Origin of the sequence: Lentzea sp. NPDC058436 (assembly GCF_042721515.1) — a bacterium.
Lineage (GTDB): Bacteria > Actinomycetota > Actinomycetes > Mycobacteriales > Pseudonocardiaceae > Lentzea.
Genome location: NZ_JBHXLF010000004.1, coordinates 204,635 through 227,618 on the forward strand (window position 1 = coordinate 204,635; position 22,984 = coordinate 227,618).

Below are 22,984 nucleotides of genomic sequence, written 5' to 3' on the forward strand. Positions count from 1 at the left end.
CTGTCCCCCGAAAGCCCTGCGGCGACAAGCTACGGTGGCACAGGTGACGACGTTTCCACCGGTGCCCGCGGACCTGTTCCGCTTCACCGCGACCGACCAGGCGGAGCTGCACACAGCGGTGCTGCGCGTGTTCGGGGTGGCGAACGAGCGCCTGCAGACCGTCCTCACCACCGATGACGTGCAGCAACGACTGCGCGGCGTCGGCTGGTCGGAACAGCTGACCGACGACGAGCTCCAAACGTCGCTCAACGCGCTGAGGGGTTGGGGCCTGGTGGACGCGCAGCAGCACCAGTACGGGCTCACGAAACTGGGCGAGGCCGCGTACGCCGGCGTTCAGCACGCGACACACACACTCGCCGCGCACGGCGCGTTGCAGACCGCTGTGCTCGACGCGATCGCCGCGCACCTCGACGCACTCGCCCAGCCGCTGGACGACCACAGGACGTTCACCACGCTGATCGAGCTCGAAGGTCACCTCGAAGTCTTCGCGACGAACACGACCCGGTTCAACGCCGACCTGCAGCGGATCCTCAGGGACGAGCAGGCCGACCTGGCCACGTTCCAGGACGTCAAGCGCACCACGGTCACCTACCTGCGCGACTTCATCGCGGACCTGGACGCGCGCAAGCACGGCATCCGCGAGGCGATCGACCGGATCGATCCGCAACAGCTGCACGAACGCGCGCGCAACGGTGCCGGGCTCGTCGCCGAGCAGTGGTCGCAGCAGCGGAAGGCGAACTGGAGCAGCCTCAAGAGCTGGTTCCACGACAACCCGCCGCGCGTCGAGGAGTTGCAGGACGTGTCGCGCAAGGCGATCGTGCAGCTGCTCAGGGTGCTGGACCGGATCAGCGAGCAGCGCAAGAAGCCCACGAACACCGCGGCCGACTTCAGGGCGTTGGCCAAGTGGTTCGCCAGGACCGAGACCGAGGACGAGGCGCACGAGTTGTTCAACGCCGCCTTCGGGCTCTACTCCGCGCGGCACGCCCACCTCGCGCACGCCGACGGCGAGCTGTTGCCGAGTGGTGAGGCGTGGGAGAACACGCCTCCCGTGCCCGTGTCGCCGCAGCTGCGCGCCACCGGCAAGCAGGAGCACATCGGGGCCACGGGCAAGGTCCGCAACGTCGACGAGGTGCGCCGCAACCGTCGTGAGCAGGCGCAGCGGGAACGCGAGGAGCTCGAGTACGCGTGGTCGCAGATCCAGACTGACGGCGCGATCCGGATCTCCACGCTCACGAACCTCGACCACGACACCTTCCACCGGCTGATCGACCTCGTCGGCAGGGCGCTGGGCAGCGATCCGGACAGCACCGGCACGCGCTCGGCCGGCACGAGTGACGGGCGGATGCAGATCAACCTGCGCAACGCCCGCGGCTGGGCGACCATGACCACCCAGAAGGGCACGCTGAGCGGGCCCGACTACGTGATCGACGTGCAGAGCCGATGAGCCGCACGGGGAACCAGCTCGCACGGCTGGAGAGCGAAGAGGTGGCGCGGGGCGTCCGCCTGCTGCTCGCGCGTCCGTTGCTGACCGGTGGTCAGGATCCCGACGGGTTCGACCTCGTCAGAAGGCGCCGCGAACCGATCACCAAGTGGTTCGACTACTACTGCGGCTGGCGGGTAGTTGTCGAGCCGCGTGCCGGGTACGCGCGGCTGTTCAAGACCACGCAACGGCCCGACCGCTCGCGTCCGGCGTTCGACCGGCGCCGGTACGTCCTGCTGTGCCTGGTCGCCGCCGAGCTGCTGACCACGCCGGTGATGACGCTCGACGAGCTGACGTCGAACCTCAAACAGGCCGAGGACATCGAGTTCGACCCCAGCCGACGCAGTGACCGCAACGTGTTCCACGACGTGCTGACGTTCCTTGAGGACCACGGTGCGATAGCGACCGACGAGCAGATCCGCGCGGACCCGACGCTCATCACGCGCCTGCTGTCCGCGCCGGTTCCGCCGTCCACGGTGGACACGATCGAGGACCTCACCCACGAGACCCGGTACGAGAATGCGCACCGCAGCCTGTGGCAACGGCACTCGGTGATGCGCAGGCTCATCGACGATCCCGTGGTCTACAAGGAGGATCTGACGGCGACCCAGCTCGCGTTCCTCGGCTCCCCCGCCGGCCGCAAGGTCGTCCAGACCGGCATCACGCTCGCAGGCTGCACGCTGGAGGAGCGCAAGGAGGGCTACGTCGTGGTCGACGCCGACGCGATCGCCACGGACACGAGGTTCCCGGACGACGACAACAACGCGAAGGTCGCCGCGTTGTTGTTGCTCGACCGGTTGGCATCGGGCCCTGCCACGACGGAGGATCTGGCCGAGGAGGCACGCGAGGTGCTCACCAGGTTCCGGAACTGGGCGAAGGCCTACCAGTCGGACGGCGGTGCGGTCAGACTCGCGGCGGACGGGCTCGAACTGCTCGAAGCGTTCGGGCTCGCGCGCACGGAGAACGGCACCGTTCACAGGCTGCCCGCCGCAGCCAGGTACGCGGTCGAGGAGCTGCATGACTGACCGGTGGCAACCGAGCCGCGCCGGCATCATCAACGTCTGGCGCTACTACGACGAGATCTTCTCGTTCTACCAGGGCAGACTGCTGCTCAGAGGCCCCAACGGCACGGGCAAGTCGAAGGCGCTCGAACTGCTGCTGCCGTACCTGTTCGACGCGAACCTGCGTCCGCACCGCCTGTCGACGTTCGGCAGCGCGGACCGCACGATGCACTGGAACCTCATGGGCGAGGGCAACCAGGGCAGCACGCGCGTCGGGTACGTGTGGCTGGAGTTCCAGCACGGCGAAGAGTGGTTCACGTGCGGTGCGCGCCTTCAGGCCACCACGAACACGGCCAACGTCGGCGCCACGTACTTCACGACGTCCCAGCGGGTCGGCGACCTGACGCTGGTGAACGAGTCCGGGCGCCCGTTGACCACCACCGACCTCACAGCGGCCATCGGCGAACACGGTGTCGTGCACACCTCACCGGCCGAATACCGGCACACGGTGCGGACGACGTTGTTCCCCGGCGTGACCGAGCAACGGTACGACTCGCTGATCACCGCTCTGCTGCAGCTGCGCACGCCGAAGCTGTCCGAACGGCTCGACCCGAGCGTGCTGTCCTCGTTGCTGTCCAAGGCACTCCCGCCGCTGGACCAGTCGGATCTCACCGAGATCGCCGAGGGCTTCGAACGGCTCGACCGCCAGCGCGAGGGGCTGCGGCGGCTCGACGAGGAGATCACCACCGCCGGACGGCTCGCGGACGTGCAGCGCGTCTACGCCCAGCGCGTGCTCGGCGTGGCCTCGTGGGCGTTGGAGACCTCGACCGAACAGCTCGAGGAGCTGACCAGGGCCGCGCGGATGAGCGACCGTCGCTACGAGCGTCAGATCACGCTCACCGACGAGGCGTTCGACCAGCTCGCGGCGCTGGGACGCGAGGCAGGCGCGGTCGACGCGGAGATCGCCGGCATCTCCGACCTGCCCGCGTACCAGGAGGGCAAGCAGCTCGACCTGTTGCGGCAGCAGCTCTCCGCCGCGTCCCTGCGCGCATCGGAGGCGGCCGCGCACGCCGCGAAGCTCCGCGCACGGGCCGTCGCCGACGAGGAACTGGCCGGGCAGGCCAAGTCCGACGCGGCCGCACGGGCCGATGAACTGCGACGGTCCGTCGTACTCGCACGGGAGGCCGCCGAGCAGGCGGGCATGCCGTCGGTGCTCGGGGAGATCGAGTCCGGCGCCGACGTGAAGGCGGGGCGTCAGCTGCTCACGACCGCCGTCGAGTCCCGTTCCGCCGAGATCACCTCTCTCCTGCGCACTGTCGCCGCCCACGAGAGAGCGGTCGACGCACGGACCGCGGCCCGCCAACGGCTTGAGGAAACGCGCGACGAGCTCGAACTCGCCACGGAGGCGGAGACCGCGGCGCAGCAGGCGTTCGAGCAAGCGTTTGCGAAGTTCTGCACGGACGTCGACACGTGGGCGCGCGGCTGTTCCGAGCTGAACGTGTCCGAGCACCACGAGGTCGTCGAGGCAGCCGCTCTCGCGCGCGAGGAGTTCAGCCGCATCGAGGCACGCCTGGACGAGACGCGCACGGCGTTGAACGGCCAGCTCTCGCAGTACAGGTCCATTCGCGAGAAGCTCGCCAACCAGGTCGACGTGCCGCCGCCCGCGCCGTACACGCGCGACGGCGAGTACCGCTTCTCCGCGGTCGGGGCGCCGCTGTGGCGCCTGGTCGAGTTCCGCCCCGGCACGCCGCCGTCGGTCTGCAGCGCGGTCGAGGCGGCGCTGGAGGCGTCGGGCCTGCTCGACGCGTGGCTCACCCCGAACGCCTCGTTCGACCTGTCCGAACGGGACCGCTTCGCCGAACCGCTGCTGTCCGGCCCGGCTCCCGGCACGACGCTGCTGGAGGTGCTCGTCACCGAGGACGAGCGCTGCCACCAGTTCCTCGGCAGCATCGCGTTCGGGGAGACCGCGTCCGGCCACACGACCGCGATCGGCGCGGACGGGTCGTGGCGTCTGGGCAACGCCCACGGCCGCTGGGCCAAGCCCGCGCACACCTACATCGGCTCCGACGCCCGCCGGCGTGCCCGCGCGGGCAGGATCGCCGAGCTCACCGGGCTGATCGAGCAGCTCGCGACGGACCTGTCCGGTGTGGACGCGGCGCGCAACCAGATCGCCGTCCGCCGCGCGACCCTCGCCGGTGAGATGGCCCGCAAGCCCTCGACCGACCCGATGGACGTCGCCGAGGAGCAGCGCACGAAGGCCCAGTTGCGCTGTGCGGCGCGCAAGGACGCCGTCGCCGCCGCCCTGCGCCAGGTGTCCGAGACCGAGGTCGTGGTGGCCCAGTTCGGCCAGAGCCCCGAGGCGCCCGACCCGGACGAGCTGACGGCGTTCGGCACGGCGGCGCACCGCTGGCTGGACGACCGCCGTGACGCCCTGTCCGCGGAGGCGCTGTCCGTCGAGGCCGTCAGCCGCGCGTCGGTGAGCAGCACGCTGGCCGACGAGGCCGAGGAGACGGCGTCGGCACGTCAGCAGGAGGCCGCCGACCTCACCGTCACGCTGGAGACCGTCGAACGTGCCGCGGGCGCCGAGTTCCACGCCCTCGACCAGCGGCTCATCGCGTTGCGCGCCAAGGCCCTCGACTTGGCCGAGCGGCGCGAACTCCTGCTGGACAAGCAAACGGGCCTGGCGCGCACACTCGGCACGTTGGAGGAGAAGCGCAGGACCGACACCTCACGCGCCGCGGAAGCCACCGTCGTGCACGAGGCCGCCGACACGCGCTACCGCCACCTGACCAGCGGCCACCTGCCCGCCGACGCCGGTCAGGTGCCCGACGGACCCGTGGACCCGCGCCTGATCCGCGACTCCGAGTCACGCCTGGGCATGGCCGTGCACGAGGCCCAGCAACAGCTGGCCGGCCGCATCGAGCTGTCCCTGGACCCCGACGACGAGGTCACGGTCCTCACCGCGACGCTCGACGGCGCGCGCATGGGCGCGCACGCCCTCCTGCAGAGGTTGCAGGCCGAACGCGACCGCATCCGCACGCACATCACCGACGTCGAACGCGACCTCTTCGACCAGACCCTCACCGGCGACACCCGCAGGCACATCGCCCAGCGCATCCAGGGCGCCGCCGAGCTCGTCGGCACCATGAACCACCGCCTGGAGCGCGTCCAGACCGCGTCCGGCATCCGCGTGCAACTCGACTGGCAGGTCGACCCCCAACTGCCGCCGGGCACGCGAGAAGCCCGCGACCTCCTGCTGCGATCGGACCTCGACAACGCCGAACGCGAGTTGCTGCACCAGTTCTTCCGCGAGCGCGTGGAAGAAGCACGCGCACACGACTCCGCAACGGGCTGGGAACAACAACTCGCGCAGGTGCTCGACTACACGACGTGGCACCAGTTCGTCGTGAAGGTGGACAGGGGCGAGGGCTGGGTCCCGGTCACCAAACGCGTGCACGGCGCGTTGTCCGGCGGCGAGAAGGCCATCGTGCTGCACCTCCCGCTCTTCGCCGCAGCGGCCGCGCACTACCACGCCACCCCGACCGCACCCCGGCTGATCCTGCTGGACGAGGTCTTCGTCGGCGTCGACGCCACCAACCGCGGGCAGCTGCTGGAGCTGCTGGTCAACTTCGACCTCGACCTGGTGCTCACGTCGGACCACGAGTGGTGCGACTACCGGGAGCTGGCCGGCATCGCGATCCACCAGCTCACGACGGGCACGGACGGGGATGACGCCGTGACGACCGTGCGGTTCACATGGGACGGTCACAGCCTCACGGCTGATGAGGACTGAACAACCCCAACAGCTCTCGTTGGGCTTCGGTGAGCGGGAACGCCTGGCTGGGCCGCGGATAGACCTCCGCGGCCTGCCACAGCTCTTCGCGCACGCTGGATGCCGTGCCGATCCTGCGCCGTTGAAGATCGGACTTGAGCTTGGCCGCGACGTGCCCACTGAATGCTCCGCGGCTGTTTCGGCCCGGTCAGGACGAGGTAGACCGCGGCTCCGCGTTCAGTCGCCGAGATGACCGGGCAACGCCGGCGGCCGGGTGATCGCGGCCAGCGCGTCGTCGATGCGGTTGCGCTCCCCAATGAGCTCCGCCACGCGCCTCACGTCGTCACTCACCGCGCACCTCCACTGCGTTGCATGGCATAGGTGCGCACGGTTCGCGGCACCTCAAGCCGTACGGGTTCCACTGGCCCGATGCGGTCCAAGCTCCCCACCAGCAGCCGGGCGGACGCCCGAGCGTCCTGCAGCGCGATGCCCTTGCGCACGCCCGGCGTCCCGGTGCTGAGACCGGAGACGGCGAAGTCGTGCCCGAGCCGCGCGTACTCCGCGGTGAGGAAGCCCTGGCAGAACGTCAGGTCCTGCGCCGCGAGCACCCGGCCTGCCAGCCGTGCGGCGAGCTCACCGGCGACACCGGCGAACTGCGGCGCCCGGCGCACGTCCGCGGGGCTGATGCCGTGCCGGGTACCGAAGTCGCGGCGCGGGTCGACCAGCGTGCACCACTCGTCGGTCCGGCGGCCGGACGCGTCGAGGTGCACTACGGCGACCTCGATCACCCTGTCGGCGGGAGAAGGTCCTGTGGTGGCGACGTCGACGACCGCGTACCCCTTGCCCATGCCGGAATGTCGTCCGGACCGGTGCCGCGCGTTATCCCCGTGCGCCCGCGTCATCCGTTAGGACCAACGCCAGCTCGCCGCGGGTCGTGATGCCGAGCTTGGCGTAGGTGTTGGACAAGTGGTTGTCCACGGTCCGCACCGAGATCACCAACGACGACGCGATCTCTTTGTTCGTCAGTCCCCGTGCGGCCAGCACGGCCACTTCGCGCTCACGGGGCGTGAGTGGAGTCAACGTTGCCAACGCCGGTGTTCTCGCACCCTCGCACAACGCGATCAGGCGGCCGGCCAGCGCGCGGTTGCCCGACTCCGCGGCGGCTTCGGCCGCGAACAGCATGAACCCGGCCTCCTCGAACCGGGCGGCCACCGCCTCCAGTTCCGCGGAGTCGTTGCGCACCAAGGCTTCCGCATGTGCGGCGAACACCGGCACCAACAAGCCCGTGGTGCTGGACGCGAGCTCGCGCAACCGTTCCACGACTTCAGCCGCACGCCCGAGACGCACGGCATCGTGCAGAAGAAGGGCTTCTGCCGCGAACTCACCGTGCGCGCGTACCTCCGCCGCACCGTCCAAAGGTGACGCACCGCCCGCCCAGATCCGCGCCGCCCACAGCCCGTGCCGGTACACGCGCATCCCCTGCGGCACGAGCTTCTCCGCCTCGGCGAGCACCTCACGCGCGTCGTTGCCCAACAACGCCTCCACCTGCGCGAGCTCGCAGAGCCGCACGAACGGCTGAGCCGGCCGCGACTCCCGGAGCAGCCTCCGGGCTTCGAGCAGCCGTCCGCCTGCCCGCGCCAGTCCCGCGCACGACACGCCCCAAACCGACCTCATGGAGTCCCACTCGGCCTTCTCCCGAAGCGCCCGCACGGCCAGACGTTCCGCACGGGCCAGATCACCGTGCAAGAAGTGCACGAACACCTCGGAGAACTCGTTCATCTCGGCACCCGGCCCGACCTCGGGCTTCGGCGGGACGACCGGGAACGGCCCCGTGTACTGGCCCTGCACCACGTCGATCATCGCGAGGATCGACGCCTCGGCCGGATCGGACTCCGAGAGCAGTGCACGAGCCTCGTCGTACTTGCCTGCGAAGAACAGCAGCACCGCCCGTGCCGCCGGCATCACGTCCATCTCCGCGGCTTCGTCGCTGCGCCCGAGGCCCCAGCCCAGGTTCATGGCGCGCATCGTGCGCACCTCGATCGGGTCGTCGTCGGTCGCGACCATCGCGAAGACTTCCTCTGCCTCCTCCGGACGGTCCGTGAACAGCAGCACGAACGCCAGCAGCCGTGCGGCCTGCACACCACCACCGATCGACCATGCGGCGCGTGCGAGACGTTCTGCCAGGACGACGCCGCCTGTGGCGCTGGCGATGTTCGCGGCCGTCAAGAGCAGCGCGGGATCGTCCGCCGTTCCGCTGTCCAGACGCAGCACGGCCACACGCAACGGATCGTCGAGCAACGAAGCCAGGTGACGCTGATGGTTGCGCTTGCGCAGAGGAGGGCACTGCGCGCGCAACACCTCGCCGTACAACGGATGCGCGAGCCTCAGCCCGTCGTCCGTCACGGTCACGAGGCCGTCCAACGCCTCCGACGCGGCCAGGTCCAGCGGCTCACCGAACGCGAGCAGTTCCAGCACGCGGCGCTCTTCGGCGGGCACCGCGGCCAGGTGGGCCTCGATCAGCTCCACGAGCCGTGGTGACAACGGCAGCGGGCCGTCCAACGACCACACACCGCCGTGCGTCACCCACTGCGCGGCGAAGTGCATCTCTCGCAGCAGCAACATGTTCCCGGCCGACGCCGTCCACAGCCGATCGGCCGTGACGCTGTCCAGCACTCCGCCGAGCACGGTCTCCAGCACCTCGACCACCGCGGTGCGGCCGAGCGGACCGAGCTCGATGCGCGGCAGCAGTTCGTCCTTCCAGAGCGCCACCACAGGTTCGGGAGCGCGTTCACCCGAGCGGAGCGTCGCGACCACCACGGCTTCGCGGTGGTGCACGAGCTGGTGCAGCAGGCCCGCCGACGCGTCGTCGAGCAGATGGACGTCGTCGACCACCACGACTCGACCGCGCAGCGCGGTCCGTGCGGCGGTCAACATCGCCAACGGCGAGAGGTCAGCCAACGGCAGGAAGGGCGCCATCACGCCCAGCGGGATCTCCGACATCGCCGCGGTCGCACGCAGCCGGACCTCGCACGTGACCTCGTCCAGCAGCCGCGTCTTGCCCACGCCGGCAGGACCCGCCACGATCAGCCCGGCGCCGCGCACCGCACGACGGACCGCGGCGAGCTCGGCGTCCCTCCCCACGAACGGCCACCCCATCCGACCAGGCTAGGGGATCGCCGCCGAAGACATGGGTGATCACCTACTCATGCCCCTGAGCAGCGCGAACACCACGATGACGGCATGAGCTTCTACACCGATCCGAGCCCGTACTTCGACGTGTGGCGCAAGCGGGGGCCCTCACAGGTCGAGACCCCGGACGGCCAGACGTCGTGGATGATCAGCCGCCACGACGACGTCGTCCAGGCGCTCAGCCACCCGGCCCTGAGCAGCACCATCGTCCCCAGCGGGATGCTGAACCACTCCGACCCGCCGGAGCACACGCAGTTGCGCAAACCCGTCGCGCGCGCGTTCAGCACACGGCGCATGGAGGCGCTACGGCCGCGCATCGAGGAGATCGCCAACGAGCTGCTCGACGCGTGGCAGGGCGCGGAGGAGGTGGACGTCATCGAGACGTTCGCCTACCCGCTGCCCATCACCGTCATCTGTGAACTTCTAGGTGTGCCCGAAGGGGACAGGGACGAGGTCCGCGCGCTCAGCGCGGACCTCGTGAACCTGGCGACCATGGCCGAGGCCTACGGCAGGTTCGCCACCTACGTGCAGCGCCTGCTGGCGACCAAGGAGCCCGGTGACGACGTCATCACCGAGCTCCGCGACGAGCCCGACCTCGTGAACACCCTCGTGTTGCTCATCACAGCGGGGCACGAGACCACCGCGCACCTCATCGGCAACGGCCTGCTCGCGCTGCTGCGCCACCCCGCCGTGAAGCAGGCCTTGATCGACGATCCGATCCTGGTTCCGGAGGCCGTCGAGGAGTTCCTGCGCCTCGACGGTCCGCTCGCGTGGGGGGTGTCTCGTGTCGCTACGTCCGACGCGGTGATCGGAGGGGTCACGATTCCAAGATCTTCGCAGGTCACCGTCTCACTGGGAGCGGCGAACCGGGATCCGTCCCGGTATTCCGAGCCCGACGTGTTGCAGCTGGGCAGAGACCCACACGTCGCGTTCGGTCACGGGATCCACTACTGCGTGGGGGCGCGGCTCGCTCGCATCGAGGGTGAGATCGCGTTCGGGACGCTCCTCCGTCGTTTCCCGGAACTCGTGCTCGCCGCTGAGCCCGAGTGGCGGGAGTCGTTCATCCGAGGCTTGGCATCATTTCGCGTGCGACCGAAGCCTTGACGGCGGCACGGGCGGCCGACAGGTCGTCGACCGCGTAAATCTCCGGACAGGACGCGATGACGAGGTCCTTGTCCGACGCGACGGTCAGCAAAGAAGCTTTCTCGGTCAACGACCTGGCTTGCCGGACAACTCCCTTGGCATCAACGCGGATCAACGTGACCCACGTCTCTGACCAGGGAAAGTCCGCGACTGCGCTGGATTTTCGCAGGCCTTCCACATCGAACTCGGCAAATCTGGGCATGACACCAAGATAACGAGTCGAGGTAGCGGAAAGGCAAAGATCACCCTTTCACCGCAATGCAGCCAGCAGATGGGACACGTTGACACCTACGGCGTCCGCCAACCGGCGCACGACTTCCGGTGCGGGTGCCAACGGGTGTGTCTCGCGGGTGAACGGCAGGCCTTCACCACCCGAAAACTTCGATTGCGGCGTGACGGGCGCGAGGATCGGGTAGACGCGCCAGCGCGGCACCTTCGAGTCCGCCATGGCGAGCGTGTTCTCCTGCCACAGCATCACGGCGGACGACCGGATGTTGCGCGCAAGGACACAGCCGTGGCCCGTGAGCGTGATGGCGCGCGCAGCGGCACGCACGGCGTTGCGGAACTCGCCCTCCACGACCCACACGCCGTTCATGAACTCGGCGGTGAAGCCCTCGGTCTCCAGCGCCGCGATCGTCTCGGCGTGGTCGTCGTCCGCCGCGGCCGTGGCGAGCTCGACGACCTCCTGGACCTCCGAGGCCGTGGCGACGCGCGCACCGGCCTCCGTGGAGTGGTGCAGGAGCCGTTCCACGTGCCGGTCCTCCGCGTAGGCGGCCCACTCCTGGGCCTTCTCCCACGCCGACCGTGCGATGACATCGGCCTCGGAACCGCCGCGCAGCCGTGCGTCCTGCAGCAGCTGTGCGAGCGCCACGGCGATGACGGAGCTCAGCAGCGCGTCGTCGCGTGACTCGTCGTCCTGCGGCACGAGAGAGATGACCAGGTCACGCAGATCTGCGCGCCAGCTCTCGTCGCCCGCCCACACGCCGATGGCGAGCAGGTTCAGGTAGTGGTCCGCGAGGGCCATCCGCACGAGCAGCGGCTGGCCGGCCGCCTCGCGAGCGTCGCGACGCGCGGTCGCCTTGGTCTGCTGCCGTTCCGCGGGATCCACCACGCTCACGCGGATCTTGTCGAGTTCGTCGAGGAAGTCGTCCCACCGGTCGTCCGAAAACCGGGCGAAGACGTCGTCCACCTGATACCTCCAGCTCACAGTCGAGCGACGGACTCGAGTACTCGTCTGGTGCGCGCCACCTCGTGCGCGCGAAAGACCGCGGCGCCCGCCAACGCCGCGATCACGGTCGCGACGAGGGTGCCCTCGACGCGCTCGTGCAGTTCCACGCCGAGGGTCTCCCCGACGAAGTCCTTGTTGGACAGAGCCATCAGCACCGGCCACCCGGTCGCGACCAACGCGTCCGTGTGCCGCACCAGCGCGAGGCTGTGCCACGTGTTCTTGCCGAAGTCGTGTGTGGGGTCGATCAGCACGCTCTTGCGAGGCACACCGAGCGAGACCACCCTCTCCGCGCGCGTCGTCGTCTCCGCGATGACGTCCGCGACGAGGTTCGGGTAGCTCACCCTATGCGGACGCGTGCGGGGCACCGCACCGCCGGTGTGGGAACAGACGTAGCCGGCGCCGTACTCCGCGGCGACCTCGGCCAGTTGGGGATCCGCGCCCGCCCACGTGTCGTTGAGGAGGTCGGCGCCGGCCTCGCAGACGAGCCTGCCGACGTCCGCGCGCCAGGTGTCGCTGCTGATGATCAGATCCGGGTACGCCTCGCGCACGCGCGTGATGAACGGCACGACGCGACGCACTTCCTCGCTCGCGTCGACCAGATCGCCGGGGCCCGCCTTGACGCCGCCGATGTCCACGATGTCCGCGCCCTCGGCCACGACGCGGTGCACGGCCTCCATGGCCACGTCCTCGGCGTAGGTGGCGCCCCTGTCGTAGAACGAGTCGGGGGTGCGGTTGATGATCGCCATCACCAGCGCGTGGTCGCGGACGACGGTCCGGCCGCGGAACTGGAGCTCGATCACATCCCGTGTCTACCAGGTGGTCCCCGACCTTCGCACATGGCGGACGTCTCATACTGCGTGGCGTGGAACTGGTGAAAGCGGTCGACGCGCTCTGGCAGCGCGGCTGGCTGCCGTACGACGTGCGCGAGATCGTGGCGCGTTCGCTCGACGAGTCGGCCGCCTCTCTCGTGGTGGACGTGATCGCTTTGTCCTGTTCGCCGCACGTCGCGTCGACGGTGCACCCGCGGTGGCAGCGTCAGCTGGACGAGATCGGCGCCTCGGTGTGGTGGGAGGGGCCGCTGCTGGAGGCGTGGGCGACGCGGCACATCGAGACGCGGTCGTACGCCGAGCGCACGGCCACCGAGCTGCTGAAGTTCCTCGGGCGCCTGCCGTCGTTGCCGCAGATCCTGCCGTTGCCGGGTGACGCGCTGATGTCGGCCGTGCGCGCGGGACTCGACCCGAAGGTGCTCAACCGGGTGCGCGGACTGCTCGCGAAGGCGGAGTCGACGGCGTTCCCCGAGGAGGCGGAGGCGCTGTCGGCCAAGGCGCAGGAGCTGATGAACCGGCACGCGCTGGAGCGGGCGATGCTCGACGCCGACCTGCCCGCGCAGGCGACGTCGCGGCGGATGTGGCTCGACAAGAGCTACTTCAAGGAGAAGTCGCAGCTCGTGCACGTGGTGGCGGAGGCGTTCCGGTCGCGGGCGGTCGCGTACGACGGGTTCGGGTTCGTCGCGCTGGTCGGTGACGAGGTGGACCTGGAGAGCGTGGAACTGCTGTCGACGTCCCTGCTCGTGCAGGCGACACGGGCGATGGTCGCCGTGGGCGGGCACGCGGGGAAGGGCAGCGAGGCGCGCTCGCGGCCGTTCCGGAAGTCGTTCCTGGTGGCCTACGCGTCGCGGATCGGCGAGCGGCTGGAGGCGATGACGGCCGTGCCGGACTCCCCGGACGACCCGATCGCGTCGGACGAGCGGCTGCTGCCGGTGCTGGCGGACCGCAAGAAAGCCGTGGACACGCTGTTCGAGGAGATGTTCACGCGCACGCGGACCTCACGCGTGACGGTGCGTTCGGCTGCCGGGTGGGGTGCGGGCCGCAGGGCGGCGGACGCGGCCGACATCGGCACCGGCAGGAGCGCCGTGACGTCAGGCCACCCCTTCGAGTGAACCCGCCCCCATCACAAGGCGTTCCGGGGGCCAACCCCGGAAAAACCGTCAGACCCCATCCCTAACGTCGACCCCATGACATCCACCTTCCACAACGAGGTCAAGCTCGGCGAGGTCCACTACCGGCTGAGCGCGACGACCGACTCCGACGAATCGATGGTGCTCGACCTGCTGGGGTCGCTCGACTCCGGCGAGGTGATCGCGGACGGCCGCCTCCGCCTGCCGGTCGAGGGCGGCGCCACGGTGGGCAAGCTCCTCTCGCGCGTCCTGGGCGCCCACACGCGCCTGCGCGGCCGCCCGACCCGCCACGCCAACGCCAACCAGCCCTGGACCGAAGCCCTGGACACCGCGCTGCGCACCACCTGGCTCACCCCGTCCGAGTCCGACTCCCCGAAGCTGATCAGGTCCCTGGCCGACGAGATGGAGCGCTCCCCCACCGCCATCCGCGCCCGCCTGGCGCGCGTGGGCTGCGACCCGGACGTACCGGGCCGCGAGCTCTCCGCCACAGCCGCCGTCCTGCTAGGGGGAAACTCAGGGACCGCTCAGGGAAAGACCTGATTCGCCAACCCCAGCGCCCAGCAGATCCTGGAGTGGCAAGAACCAGGAACTCAGGGGGTACACAGTGGAAATCGGCGGCTTGTTCACCGCGCTGCTCTTCGGAGCGATCATCGGCGGCCTGGGCCGCCTGGTGATGCCGGGCAGGCAACACGTGTCGCTGCTCGCGACCATCCTCGTAGGCATCGTCGCCGCCCTGCTGGGCACCGCGGCCGCCACGGTCCTGGGCGTGGCCGACACCCCGGGCATCGACTGGATCGAACTGGCCCTGCAGGTAGGCCTCGCCGGCGCCGGCGTGACCCTGCTGTCCAACCGCTCCAGGCACAAGCTCCCCCACTGACCTCCGGGCAGGGGCGGCCCCAGCGCCGCCCACCCTCCACCCCACCCACCCGCCGCCAACCGCCCGAGCCGCTACGCCCTCCGCGCGCAACCGCGCCCGGACCGCACGGCACCCAACGGGCCCGGCGGCCAGTCACCGGCCGCCACCGCGATCCCGCACGCGGCCACCCATCACCCGAGCCGCGCTGCCGTGCCGCGCCTGAACGCGCGAACCCCGGCGCCGCCACCACATGCCGCCACCACATGCCGCAGCCTCGGCGTCCGTCGAGCAGCCAGCCGCGCTGCCCTGCTCCCTCTCACCCGTGTCTGCCCGAGACCGCTGCCGTTCCGCGCTCGAACGCGCGCGAACCCCAGCCCTGGGCAGCCCTGTGGTCGCCACCGCATCCGACGAACCGCCGACGCCTCCGGCCGCGCAGTCGTGCTGCCGCACCGCCCGAACACACAAGCCCAACACCCACAGGTCCCACGGTGCCGGCACACCAGCGATGAGGTCGGCGTCTGAAGCCCGGCCGCCCCTACCGGTGACCCCACCACGCCGCCGACGAGGTGCCGTCCAACTCCTCCCGCGTACCCGCGCCGGGCACAACCCGCACGTCTCACCCCAACCTCGCCTCACCTACGGCACCACGGAAAGGACGCCCACCCCGACCACCGTTCCCCTCCCCCTACGCGGCCCTGCCTGAAAGGAGGCCCACCCGAGCCCGATCCCCCTCCCCCACAACCAAATCCGGCCCACCCTCCACCCGCCCCACCCCAGATGATCAGCAACCGTTCATCCGGCGGCCCACTCCGTCGGCCACAATGCGCGCCTCCGATGCTGTTGAGGAGGACCAGTGGTCCGGTTGTGCACAGGCCTGGTGGCCTTGGTGTTGCTCGTGTCGGCCGCCCCGGCCCAGGCGTCGAGCCCGTCGCGGTTCCAGCGGTTCGACACGATGCCGGTGTTCCGCAACAGCGACGCCGGCCAGCACACGGCCGCGGAGATCGCGGCCGCCACCGCGGACGGCAGGCTCGTCGTCTACACCGACTCACCCGCGCGCCGGATCGGGTTCGCCAAGCCGGGGCGGACGCTCACGCCGGACGGTGTGCTGGCCATGCCCGGTGAGCCGACGTCGGTCGACATCGTCGGCGGGTTGGCGCTGGTCGCGGTCAACACCTCGAAGTCGTACACCGAGCCGTCGGGTGTGCTGGTGGTGGTCGACCTCGGCAGGCGCGCGATCGTCGCGAGCCACGAGCTGGGCGGGCAGCCCGACTCGATCGACATCTCGAAGGACGGCCGGTACGCGGCCATCGCGATCGAGAACGAGCGCGACGAGGACGTCAACGAGGGCGCGATCCCGCAGGCGCCGGCGGGGTTCCTGACCATCGTCGACCTGGCCGGGCAGAAGCCGGCGCAGTGGAAGCTGCGCAAGGTCGAGCTGACCGGGATCGCGGAGGTCGCGCCGACCGATCCCGAACCGGAGTACGTCAGCATCAACGGCCGCAACCAGGTGGCCGTGACGCTGCAGGAGAACAACCACATCGCGATCGTGGACCTCAGGTCCGGCACCGTGGTCAAGCACTTCTCCGCGGGCACGGCCACGGTCAAGAACACCGACACGAAGGACGACGGGAGGTACGAGCCCACCGAGACCATCACCGCGGCACGTGAACCCGACGCCGTCGCGTGGCTGGACGACCACACGCTCGGCACCGCCGACGAGGGCGACTACCTCGGTGGCTCGCGCACGTGGACCGTCTTCGACGCCGACTCCGGCAGGGTCGTGTTCTCCTCGGGCGACGAGCTCCAGCGGATCGCGGTCGAGCAGGGTCAGTACCCGGACGGCCGGTCGGACAACAAGGGTGTCGAGCCGGAGGGTCTGGCGGTCGCGACGTTCGGGCGGGACAGGTACGCGTTCGTCGGGCTGGAGCGCGCCAACCTCGTCGCGGTGTACGACGTGAACAACCCGCGCAGGCCGCGTTTCCTGCAGGCCTTGCCCACCGGTGTCGCGCCGGAGGGTCTGCTGCCGATCCCCGCGACCGGCACGCTCGTCGTCGCGGCGGAGGAGGACTCGGCCGAGGACGGCATCCGCTCGTCGCTGAGCGGGTACCGGCTGACCCGCACGCCGCTGGCGTTGTCGCTGGCGCACAACCAGGGCACGCCGTCGATCGTGTCGGACGGCATCGGGTTCGGTGCGCTGTCAGGGCTATCCGGCGTTCCGGGTGACCACCGCAACGTCGTCGCCGTCACGGACGCCGCCTACGACCCGACGCGGATCCTGACGATCGACACCGCGGCGGCACCTGCGCGCATCCGCAAGGAGCTGACGCTGACCAAGGACGGCAAGCCCGTCGGGTACGACGGCGAGGGCATCGCCGCGCGCAGGAGCGGTTACTGGATCGCGGTGGAGGGCGACGGCAAGCAGAAGCCGAACCTGCTCGTGGAGGTCGCCGCGAACGGCGCCGTCGTCAGGGAGGTCCCACTGCCCGAGGCGGTCGCGAAGACCGCCACCAGCAACGGGTTCGAGGGCGTCACCGTGACCGGCAGTGGCAAGTCGGAGCAGGTGTGGCTCGCCGTCCAACGCGAGTGGAAGGCCGACAAGCCCGGCCAGGCCACGCTCGCCCGCTTCACCCCGGCGACGGGCGAATGGGCGTTCGCGGCGTACCCGCTCGACGCCCCGCAGGCCGGTGCGTGGATCGGGCTGTCCGAGATCACGGCGCTGAACGACCGCACGCTGCTGGTCCTCGAACGCGACAACCAGCGCGGTGACCTCGCCAAGACCAAGAAGGTCTACCGCGTCGACATCAGCGACCTCAGGCCGGTCGCGGCGGGCGCCGAGAAGCCGGTGGTCACCAAGAAACTGGCGCAGGACCTCGTTCCCGCGCTGAAGGCGGACGGCGCCACCACGCACGACAAGCCGGAAGGCCTCGCCGTGGTCGGCAGCGGCCCGTTCCGGCGGCTGGTCGGCGTGGTGGACAACGACGGGCTGGAGGACGCTCCCGGCGAGTCGGTGTTCCTGCGCCTCGGCCGGATCTGATCACACGGGCCGGTCACCCGGCGGCAGGGAGAGGTAGGCCGGGCGCAGCAGCTCCACCAGCGACGCCCGGCCCACCGTGATCGGCACGGCGTCGAGCTGGTCCAGCACCGCGTCCGCGCGCACCACCGCGGTCGGGTCGCCGAGGCTCAGGCTCGTCGCGCTCTGCTTCTGCCAGAACGTGTCCAGGCACCTCGTCAGCGGCGGCGCCTCCTCGCGGGCCACGGCGTTGCGCGCCGTGCCACGCAGGGCGCGGAGGCGTTCGAGCAGGTCCTCCCGTCCGCGTCCGCGCCAGGCGAGGATCTCGAACGGGTCGTTGTCGAACGACTCGGCCAGCAGGTAGCAGGTGGCGGCGAGGTGCTTGCACGGCACCTCCCAGTCCGGGCACGTGCAGTCCATCGTCAGTTCGCGCTGCGTCGCGGGGAAGAGCTGCAGACCGAGCGACGCGAACAGGCTCTCGATGTCGGACGGCATCTCGCCGGCCAGCAGTTTCGCCGCGTACAGGGCCTTGCCGGCCAGTGCGTGCTCGATGCGCTGCCACTCCTGGCCGGTGAACGACTTGATCGCGATCCGCGTCTTGTACGGCGTGGGCCGCGAGCCCTGCACCAGGGCGATGACCATGCTCGTCGACAGCGACAACGACAGAACCTGGCCCTGCCGCGCGTAGTTGCGGCCGCGGGTCAGCCGGCCGCCCATGCCGAACGACTCCAGCACCTCGATGAACCGCCGCGACCACCAGGTGGCGCCGATGTCGCCGCGCTTGCTCACCGCCTTGATCCCGTTGTCCACCTTGATGGTCTTGCCGTAGCGAGGGCGTTCGCCGGACCAGTGCTCACTCACCGACGGCCTCCCCGGACAGCGTCAGCAGGTCCCGCAGCTGCTCGGTGGACAGGTCGGTGAGCCAGTTCTCGCCGGCGCCGACCACGAGCTGGGCCAGGGCGCGCTTCTCCTCGATCATGGCGTCGATGCGCTCCTCCAGCGTGCCGATGCAGACGAACTTGCGCACCTGCACGTTGCGCTGCTGGCCGATGCGGAACGCGCGGTCGGTCGCCTGGTCCTCGACGGCGGGGTTCCACCACCGGTCCAGGTGGATCACGTGGTTCGCGGCGGTGAGGTTGAGCCCGGTGCCGCCTGCCTTGAGCGACAACAGGAAGAGCGACGGGCCCTTCCTGTCCTGGAACCGCTCGACCATGCGGTCGCGAGTGGCCTTGTTCGTGCCGCCGTGCAGGAACATCACCTCGGTGTCGAAGCGCGCGGCCAGGTAGGGCACGAGCATGCTGCCGAACTCGGTGAACTGCGTGAAGCACAACGCCTTGTCGCCCTCGGCGAGCACTTCCTCCAGCACCTCCTCCAGGCGCGCGAGCTTGCCGGAGCGGCCCGCCACGCGGGAGCCGTCACCGAGGAAGTGGGCCGGGTGGTTGCAGACCTGCTTGAGCTTCGACATGGTCGCGAGCACGAGTCCCTTGCGGCCGATGCCTTCCGCGTCCTCGATCTTCTCCAGCATGTCGTTGACGACGGCCTGGTAGAGCGAGGCCTGCTCGGTCGTCAGGTTGCACAGCTGACGCATCTCGACCTTGTCCGGCAGGTCGCTGATGATGCGCGGATCGGTCTTCACGCGGCGCAGCACGAACGGGTTCGTGATCTTGCGCAGGCGGGCGGCCGCGTCCTGGTCGTTGTGGCGCTCCACCGGGACGGCGAAGCGCGCGCGGAACGTGTTGACCGTGCCGAGCACGCCGGGGTTGGCGAAGTCCATGATCGACCAGAGTTCGGCGAGGCGGTTCTCGACGGGCGTGCCGGTCAGCGCGACTCGGTGACGCGCCTTGAGCTGGCGCACGGCCTGGGACTGGCGGGTGGCGCTGTTCTTGATGTTCTGCGCCTCGTCGAGCACCACGCGGTCGAAGGTGAGGTCGCTCAACGCGTCGGCGTCGCGGGAGGCCAGCGCGTAGGTGGTGAGGATCAGGTCGTTGCTCTCCACGGCTTCGCGCAACGCGTCGCCGTCCAGGCGGTCGGCACCGTGGTGCACGTGCACCTTCAGCTCCGGGGTGAACCGCGCCGCTTCGCGCTGCCAGTTGCCGACGACCGACATCGGGCAGATCAGCAACGTGGGCGGGCGCTTGCCGTGAGCGCGGTTCAGCGCCTCCAGTGCCAGCAGCTGAACGGTCTTGCCGAGGCCCATGTCGTCGGCGAGGCAGGCGCCCAGGCCGATCTTGTCGAGAAACGCGAGCCAGGCCAGGCCACCCTGCTGGTACGGACGCAGCTGCGCGCCGAAGTTCGGCGGTGGCTCAACGGGTTCGAGCTGTTCGTCGGCCCTGCCGGACAGCAGGTCGCCGAGCCAGCCGTCGGCCTCGACCGCCATCAGCGGGAGCGGCAGGCTCTCGTCCTCCTCCGTGAGTCCACTGTGGAGCATCACCTCGGCGGCAGTCATCTGCCCGCCACCGCGCTTGAGGAACGCGAGGCCGGCCGCGAGTCGCTTCTGGTCCACCTGGACCCACTGGCCACGCACCTTGACCAGCGGCACCTTCGCCTTGGCCAGTTCGGCGAGCTCGGCGTCGGTGAGCGAGTCCTCGCCGAGGGCGAGCTCCCACTTGTAGTCCACAATGGACTTCAGGCCGATCTCGCTCTCCTTGGCGACGGTTCCGGCCGTGCCACGGCTCTTCGTGGTGAGCTTCAGACCCAGCTTCGTCGTCTGCTGCCACCACGACGGGAGCAGCACACCGAATCCCGCCTGCGCCAGCACGGGAGCCGCCTGCAGGAACCGGTACGCGCCCTCCGCGCCGACCTCCATCTCGGCCGGGTGCGAGCCGCGCAACGCCTCGTCGAGGTCGGGGTGCAGCTTGCTGGCACGGCCGAGGTCGGCCAGCAGGTGTTCCTGCGGCGCGGGGATCCAGCGCCTCAGCACACCGTCGTCGGCGAACCAGACCTGGTGCGCGGGCACGAGGACGCTCGGCTCGTCGACGGCCTGCAGCAGGAACTCGACGGCCCACTCCTCCGCGTCGCGCTGCTCGGGCGAACGCAGCCGGAAGCACGTGCGCACCGGGCTCTCGTCGCCCGCGCTGTCACGCCAGCGGTCCAGTCGCTCGCGCAGTTCGTAGAGCTCGACCGGGTCCGCGTCGAACGCGGGCTCGCCGGTGAGCGCGGCGAGCCACGCCTCGGCCGTCGTCTCGCGGCCGCGTCGCCTCGGGGCGAGAGCCGTGCCGCTCAACCGGCCGCGCACCTGCTCGTCGACGGCGTTCGTGAGTGCCGCGCGCACCAGTTCCGCCGGGTCGCTGACGATCTCCTCGCACCGGCAGGCGGGCGGCATCGCGGTCTGCAGCGCCGCGAACCGCGCCGAGTCCGTGCCCGACAGCACCGGCGCCCACCGCGCGACGGCCCGCTCCGGCGCGACCGAGGGCAGCACGCGGCCGCGGTCGACCAGGTCGGCCGCGAACCCCGCCACGTCGAACACGAACCGCGCGGAGTCGCTCAACCGCACCTCGGCGTCGAGCTCCGGCCTGCTCGTGAACCGGATCGTGGGCACGCCCCACTGCCGCAGCTGCACCTTGCCGCGCGGCGCCCGCCCCGCCGTCAGCGGGTCGCGCACCAGTTCGGGAGACGCCATCGGACCCGACGCGAACGACGGCAGCAGCAACGCCCGCGTGGTCGTTTTGAGCGGTTCCTGCCCGAGTGCGGCGGCCAGCGACTCGGCCGACGCCGCGAACGGATGCGGTGCGTCCCGACGGGCGCTCTCGCTGCGTGCGGGCAGCACGGAGTCCTCGGCCCACAGCGCGAGAACGCCGTCGGTCGTGCAGAGGCCATGCAGTACGAGCACCTTTGAACCCTATGTGCTCACATTGGTGCCATGGTCGAAGACTCCCCTGTCGTGCTGGACGGTCAGTCCCTCAGCGCCGACGACGTGGTGCGCGTCGCGCGGTATCACGCGCCGGTGGCCCTTCACGCTGACGGCCTCGCACGGCTCGAAGCGTCGTGGGGCGCCAGTCAGCGACTTGTGGTGCGACGACAGGTGTACGGCCGCACGACCGGCGTCGGCGCGAACCGCGACCAGATCATCAGCACCGAGGGGTGGGCCCAGCACGGCCTGCGCCTGCTGCGCAGCCACGCGGGCGGACTGGGCGGCATGCTCCCCGAGGAACAGGTGCGGGCCATGATGGCCGTGCGCCTCAACCAGCTCCTCGCGGGCGGAGCCGGCGTGCGCAGAGCCGTGGCCGACGCGCTGCTCGCCGCCCTGAACAGCAGCTGCTACCCCGGCGTGCACGAGTACGGCGCCATCGGCACGGGCGACCTCACCGCGCTGGCCGAGACGGGCCTGACCCTGCTCGGCGAGCGCTACTGGCTCGGCTCCACGCAGACACCGGACCCGATCGAGCTCGACTCGGGCGACGCGCTGGCGTTGATCAGCAGCAACGCCCTGACCATCGGCATGGCGGGCCTGGCCTGGAAGGACGCGCACCAGCTCCTGAAGGCCACCCACGTCGTGGCCGCGCTGTCGTTCCTCGCCGTGGACGGGGCCGTCGAGGCCTACGACGAACGCGTCCACCTCGGCCGCCCGCACCCCGGCCAGCTGGCGGTCGCCGCCGAGATGCGCCGCCTGATCGGCGACCCGCCGAGGGCGGCCGCCCGCATCCAGGACCCGTTCGGCTACCGCTGCTTCCCCCAGATCCACGGCCCGGCCGTCGACGCGGCCACGGACCTCGCCCGCGTGCTCGACGTCGAGTTCAACGCGGCCGCCGAGAACCCGCTGATCGTCGCCGACCACTTCGGACCGGAGGACGACGCCGCGTACCACCACGGCGCCTTCCACAGCGCGTACCTCGGCCAGGCCCTGGACCGGCTGCGGCTCGCGATGCTGCACACCGGCCACATCTCGACCGCCCGCCTCGCGACACTGGTCGAACCGAACTTCACCGGCCTGCGCCCGTTCCTCGCGGAGGGCGTGCCCGGCAGCTCGGGCGTGATGATCCTCGAGTACAGCGCCAACTCGGCACTGGCGGAGGTCCGCACCCTCGCCGAGCCCGCGAGCATCGGCAACGCCGTGGTGTCGCGCGGCCAGGAGGAGAACTCGAGCTTCGCGTTCCAGTCCGCGTCCCAGGCCCTCCGCTCGCTCGGCGCGTTCCGCCTGGTGCTCGCGTGCGAGGTGGTGGCCGCCGTCCGCGCACTGCGACTGCGCGGCATCACGCCCGTGACCCCGTCGCTGCGGGCGGCCTTCGAGGCCGCCGAGGCGAAGCTCAACCCGGAGATGTCCGACCGGCAGCTGAGCCCGGACGTGGAGGTGGCCTCGGGCCTGCTGGACGACTTCGCCGCCTGCTGAGCTTGACCTCCACTTTGCTGGA

The 22,984-nt window shown here is 70.4% G+C and carries 16 protein-coding genes; 9 read left to right on the plus strand and 7 right to left on the minus strand.

Annotated elements, in window-relative coordinates:
* Positions 1–43: 43 nt before the first annotated feature.
* The 3 genes from ACFWN2_RS19550 to ACFWN2_RS19560 are packed head-to-tail and all read left to right on the plus strand — an operon-like array spanning position 44 to position 6,274.
* The gene (locus tag ACFWN2_RS19550) at positions 44–1,444 is read left to right on the plus strand and encodes a TIGR02677 family protein (RefSeq protein ID WP_382429076.1); all 1,401 of its coding nucleotides are present in this window, start codon (positions 44–46) and stop codon (positions 1,442–1,444) included.
* Positions 1,441–2,505 carry a TIGR02678 family protein gene (locus ACFWN2_RS19555; RefSeq protein ID WP_382429078.1) on the plus strand — a complete coding sequence of 355 codons (1,065 nt, stop codon included), beginning with the start codon at positions 1,441–1,443 and terminating at the stop codon, positions 2,503–2,505. The genes ACFWN2_RS19550 and ACFWN2_RS19555 overlap by 4 nt, the downstream gene beginning before the upstream one ends.
* A complete protein-coding gene (locus ACFWN2_RS19560) occupies positions 2,498–6,274 on the plus strand; it encodes a TIGR02680 family protein (RefSeq protein ID WP_382429080.1) in 3,777 nt (1,258 codons plus the stop codon). Before ACFWN2_RS19555 ends, ACFWN2_RS19560 begins: the two co-directional genes overlap by 8 nt.
* Before the next feature lie 326 nt (positions 6,275–6,600).
* Here the strand turns inward: ACFWN2_RS19560 and ACFWN2_RS19565 are convergent, their stop codons facing one another.
* Positions 6,601–7,101, minus strand: coding sequence for an exonuclease domain-containing protein (locus tag ACFWN2_RS19565; protein ID WP_382429082.1), 501 nt, complete (start codon positions 7,099–7,101; stop codon positions 6,601–6,603).
* A gap of 31 nt (positions 7,102–7,132) precedes the next feature.
* A complete protein-coding gene (locus ACFWN2_RS19570) occupies positions 7,133–9,409 on the minus strand; it encodes a LuxR C-terminal-related transcriptional regulator (RefSeq protein WP_382429084.1) in 2,277 nt (758 codons plus the stop codon).
* A gap of 84 nt (positions 9,410–9,493) precedes the next feature.
* On the opposite strand from ACFWN2_RS19570, the gene ACFWN2_RS19575 reads away from it, so the two are divergent.
* On the plus strand, positions 9,494–10,546 hold the full coding sequence (locus tag ACFWN2_RS19575) for a cytochrome P450 (RefSeq protein WP_382429086.1): 1,053 nt from the start codon (positions 9,494–9,496) through the stop codon (positions 10,544–10,546).
* On the opposite strand, the gene ACFWN2_RS19580 is transcribed toward ACFWN2_RS19575, so the two are convergent.
* The 3 genes from ACFWN2_RS19580 to folP are packed head-to-tail and all read right to left on the minus strand — an operon-like array spanning position 10,503 to position 12,613.
* Positions 10,503–10,787, minus strand: a complete 285-nt coding sequence (locus ACFWN2_RS19580) for a hypothetical protein (RefSeq protein WP_382429088.1) — start codon at positions 10,785–10,787, stop codon at positions 10,503–10,505. The genes ACFWN2_RS19575 and ACFWN2_RS19580 overlap by 44 nt on opposite strands.
* 48 nt (positions 10,788–10,835) lie before the next feature.
* Complete coding sequence (locus ACFWN2_RS19585) at positions 10,836–11,774, minus strand: hypothetical protein (RefSeq protein WP_382429090.1); 939 nt, start codon at positions 11,772–11,774, stop codon at positions 10,836–10,838.
* A gap of 14 nt (positions 11,775–11,788) precedes the next feature.
* Positions 11,789–12,613 (minus strand): dihydropteroate synthase, encoded by an 825-nt coding sequence (folP, locus tag ACFWN2_RS19590; protein ID WP_382429092.1) that lies wholly within the window; start codon positions 12,611–12,613, stop codon positions 11,789–11,791.
* 62 nt (positions 12,614–12,675) lie between these two features.
* On the opposite strand from folP, the gene ACFWN2_RS19595 reads away from it, so the two are divergent.
* From ACFWN2_RS19595 to ACFWN2_RS19610, 4 genes are all read left to right on the plus strand, one after another.
* A complete protein-coding gene (locus tag ACFWN2_RS19595) occupies positions 12,676–13,752 on the plus strand; it encodes a DUF2786 domain-containing protein (protein WP_382429094.1) in 1,077 nt (358 codons plus the stop codon).
* 75 nt (positions 13,753–13,827) lie between these two features.
* The gene (locus ACFWN2_RS19600) at positions 13,828–14,310 is read left to right on the plus strand and encodes a hypothetical protein (protein WP_382429096.1); all 483 of its coding nucleotides are present in this window, start codon (positions 13,828–13,830) and stop codon (positions 14,308–14,310) included.
* Positions 14,311–14,374: 64 nt separating this feature from the next.
* Positions 14,375–14,647 (plus strand): GlsB/YeaQ/YmgE family stress response membrane protein, encoded by a 273-nt coding sequence (locus tag ACFWN2_RS19605; protein WP_382429098.1) that lies wholly within the window; start codon positions 14,375–14,377, stop codon positions 14,645–14,647.
* Between the two features lie 832 nt (positions 14,648–15,479).
* Positions 15,480–17,660 (plus strand): esterase-like activity of phytase family protein, encoded by a 2,181-nt coding sequence (locus tag ACFWN2_RS19610; protein ID WP_382429100.1) that lies wholly within the window; start codon positions 15,480–15,482, stop codon positions 17,658–17,660.
* Here ACFWN2_RS19610 and ACFWN2_RS19615 read toward each other — a convergent pair whose 3' ends face one another.
* Both ACFWN2_RS19615 and ACFWN2_RS19620 read right to left on the minus strand, forming a co-directional pair.
* A complete protein-coding gene (locus ACFWN2_RS19615) occupies positions 17,661–18,497 on the minus strand; it encodes an SWIM zinc finger family protein (protein ID WP_382429102.1) in 837 nt (278 codons plus the stop codon).
* On the minus strand, positions 18,490–21,465 hold the full coding sequence (locus tag ACFWN2_RS19620; protein WP_382429104.1) for a DEAD/DEAH box helicase: 2,976 nt from the start codon (positions 21,463–21,465) through the stop codon (positions 18,490–18,492). Before ACFWN2_RS19620 ends, ACFWN2_RS19615 begins: the two co-directional genes overlap by 8 nt.
* Before the next feature lie 30 nt (positions 21,466–21,495).
* Here ACFWN2_RS19620 and ACFWN2_RS19625 point away from each other — a divergent pair, with 30 nt between their 5' ends.
* Positions 21,496–22,962 carry an aromatic amino acid ammonia-lyase gene (locus ACFWN2_RS19625; protein WP_382429106.1) on the plus strand — a complete coding sequence of 489 codons (1,467 nt, stop codon included), beginning with the start codon at positions 21,496–21,498 and terminating at the stop codon, positions 22,960–22,962.
* The last annotated feature ends 22 nt before the right edge of the window (positions 22,963–22,984 follow it).